The sequence below is a fragment of the Endozoicomonas sp. ONNA1 genome (genome assembly GCF_024606325.1).
GTDB lineage: Bacteria > Pseudomonadota > Gammaproteobacteria > Pseudomonadales > Endozoicomonadaceae > Endozoicomonas_A.
On the sequence record NZ_JAHHPN010000620.1, the window covers coordinates 1 to 3,831 of the forward strand.

At 47.6% G+C, this 3,831-nt stretch carries 1 protein-coding gene; it reads left to right on the forward strand.

The window, feature by feature from the left end; translation table 11 throughout:
* A partial coding sequence (locus KDK19_RS14575; RefSeq protein ID WP_257292242.1) for a transglutaminase domain-containing protein occupies window positions 1-3,551 on the forward strand: 3,551 nt, incomplete at its 5' end.
* Window positions 3,552-3,831 lie beyond the last annotated feature (280 nt).

Sequence of the window (3,831 nt, forward strand, 5' to 3'; positions counted from 1 at the left end):
CAGAGGTCTTTCTCCTGAATGCCTGTGATTGTTCCTGGGACAAAGTGTGTGAAAAAATCCAGACGGCAAAAATTCATGGCGGCATCGTGGTGATTTCGGAAATGAATCTGATTGACAGCCAGCACCTGGAAGGCGAGTTAAACGATATACTGGCCGGTGACGCCCATCCGGGTTTCCATCTGTTTGCCACGACAAATCCACCGGAGTACAGCGGACGCAAACCGCTATCACCGGCGCTGAAAGGGCGTTTCCGACACTTACCCATCCGACAGTACAGCCCGGCAGAATTGCAGACCATTGCTGAGAAAGTGTTGCCAAATAACCCGCAGGGGAAAATCCTGGCTGAAAAACTGACCAGAAAACATTGTGGTCTGAGGGCTGACCTGAAACAGAAAAAAGTGCCGTTGCAGCCGACCAGTCTTGATTTACAGAATGTGGCCAGGGCCGTCATCCAAGGGGGTGATTTTACCGAAGAAGGGCTTCATCAATGCCTCAATCAGCACTACCGCCTTTATCTGATGGCCGCCAAAATATCGCTGGAGGAGTTGCCCGAATCATCTGCTCTTGCCATGGCTCTTAACATGAGAAGGGGTGAGCTTGATTCCGGACTTTGCAAGTGGTTCAACGAAACAGTATCGGGCATTAACCGTCCCTGGTTGATACGACAAAGTTATCTCAACAGCATCAATGAAAAACACCATGAAATACGTATTAAGGCGGGTCTGGGTGGAGAGGAAGCCAAAACGCAAATCATCAAAATGGTGGCCCAGGCCAAGTGGCAGGCATCCGGTCTTTCCCTGAAACCGGATCAGTCGGACGATACCCTCACCCGGGCACTTTACCGACACTGGCAGCAAAACTGGTTTGATCATAAATTCGGCCAGACAGGCGTAGATGCCAATAGCGTCTTTTCTCTGACGGAAGAAGAGAAACAAACGCTGGCAACACCGGCTTGCCAGCCTTATCTTCGGGAAGCTGATCAGCAGATAGAGGCGTGGAACGCCAATGAAGCTCAATTGTGTCCAGCGCTCTGGCATCAGATCAGTGATCTGCCAAACCATTTGATAGCGGATTTTATTAACGAAGCATCAGCTATTAGCGGTGATGACGCTCCTGAACCATACAATCCAGAAATCCAGGGGGAAGAAGCACCGGCACTGGACCAAAGAACGAACTACGAGGATCAGGACACGCCAAAGGTTGAATTTAAGAGAATTTTTGACAAGCAGAACCATTCCCCTGCAATGGATCGCTGGCGGGCAATGGATATTTATGTGACGCCTGAGGGTGCTGTCAAACAGATCAAGCTCGATGATCGACACTTTCAGGGGGTCGAAGCCCTCATCCCCGATCCGTTACCAGAGAATCTCCGGGAAATGGCATTAACCAGAGATCAAACGCTGGCAACCCTTGAGATGTCATCAAAGAATGGTCGATACCCATTGCCCAGCCTGACGCCTCATGACTCTGTCGTGGCCCTGCGGATAAAACCCAATTTGCCATATAAACTGATCAGGGATCGATATACCGGGCTTCACACACTGTTTATTTCCGGGGCAAAAGCAGACCAAAGTATTCAATGCACTTTTATCGTAGAACCCCGAAAACCGGGCGAAAAAACCAGTGCTAAAAAAGCCCGGCCAGAACGATCAATACTTTTTGACGTCCATTGTTCAGAGGGTGTGAAAAACGTACTGAAAGAGCTATTTGCAAATATTGGCCGACATCCATCCGACAAGATGAAAGAGCTTTTGCGGACGATAAAAAACACTAAAGACACCAGGCAACGAATTAACGCGATCACGGAGTATTGCAAACAGTTTTCCGGTGAAGCTGAACCAGAAGCCCAACAAAATTTCTTTCGCTTCCTGGTAACACGGCAACAAGGTAGCTGTCGTCATCGTGTGCCTGTTTTTATCGCTTTTTGTCGTTATTTTGGGATCCCCTGCCGGCAAATGGATAGCATTGTCCACAGCTTTGCTGAGTATTCTGCGGATGGAGGTCAAACCTGGGAATCAGTAGATTTGGGCGGGGCGCCCGGGGAGTTAACAGAAATCACCTCTGAATTACAGTCCAGCGGGAATGTCATTGATGACTGCCCTATGCCAGGCGAGATCGAGGAGCACGTGATAAAGCTCCTGAAGGACCTCATGAAGATTGCTGATTTAGCGCAACAGCAGGCTCTGGCTAAAGTCTGTGGCATAAGCCTTGAGGAACTGAAGAAAACGGTTCAGACAGGCATTGTATTACCAATAACCTATTGGTCTATTTTCTCAATTTCCACAATGGTAGAGAAACTTTGGCAGGAAAAAGATTTAGCCGGGTTTTCCCTGGGTGTCTCAATACTTGAGTTGCAAAAGACAAAAGCATTGACAAGCCCCAACCGGAACTTGGTCGGTACGGTAAGAGGAACTGAGCGTGACTATAGGCCGATGTCGGAGGCAGTCATACAAATATTGTCTGACAGTGATGAAGATCGGGTCATTGAACCACTCAAGTCACTCCATTCAAAAATGATTGAACAGGCCGGAGTAGACACTTACGAATGGTTGCGTTCAAACGTGGATATACTGATGAAGAGTAACTTGGCCAGGCCTTCGGTGATTCGCTTTGCCCGTGAAGCTCTGTTATTGGGTTGGCTGGATCCACTGCCGTCCTCGTGGTCCTCTATTATCACTGCCGAACAACATCATGAGCTTTTGGTGCGTCTGCAAGGCGTCGATGAACTCAAGGTTGCCGCCACCCATTGCCTGAAAAAGTGGTACACGACATTGTTGTCCAGGGAAAAAAATAGCCAGCAATTGCAGTTGATTTATGAGCGCTTCCAAAAGGAAAAAATGAATGCCATCTTCATCACTCATTGTCATGAGGGTTCTTCTTCATTCCTTGAAGATCAGATTGTCAATCGATCTATAAAGAATGCCTGGACGGACCAACCCGGGGGGATTCCGAATGTAGAACGAATGCTGGTAAGCCAGCCCGCGTTTCCACAGTTAACCTCAGGCAAGGCGAATCACCGTCCGGTGATTATCCTGGGTCAGCCTTTATGGGACAGCACAATGATTAAGGAAAAAGCCGAAGCCCTGTTTCAACGGAAACTTGAAAACAGCCCGGAATTGAAGAAGTTATCCGAAACGATCAAATCAAAGCCCAGTTTGGACCTATGGTACGAAAAGCGCACTCTGAACGATTTAAAAAACAAATGCAAGCAAGGGATCCTGCAGGCCTTCAGTCATTACTTGTATGAAATGACACACTCGAAAGGTGGTGGCTTAAGGTATTGTTGGGCCAGTGCTGCTCTCGGCTCTAACACTTTCAAGCGGGACTACTACGGCGCTCATGAGCCATCTTCTCCAGAAGAGCTGTATGGCATGATGACGCTCATTGATAGCTCTTCCCAGTTCCAAAAAACGGTTGAAGATGCCTACTTGCGGGAAGCACAAAACGCCAGTAATGCTCTGCTGCTGAAATCCAATGAGCTGACAAAAATTGCCGAAGAGTTTATTAACAGCGTGAATTTGAATTCGATTTGTGACGCATTGGACAGATGATAATAGTTTGGTGATGTCCATTAATGGCAACGAAATACTCTCCAAATGAAACTTTCGTACGATTTTAAGGTCATATTATTAAACAGTTTCAATTGAGTCCTTCAGATTGCAGTAGGGAGATCAACCATGGATGGTCAGATTGGTGGAGAAATAAACAAACCCGTTCGTAATAACGGCGTGTCTGATAATAGCATTCCGGCCAAAAGAGCAAAGCTGGATGAACCGATTGCAAAGGTCTGCTCTGAGGTAACGGCCAAACTCAATCTATCGTCATCTCCGA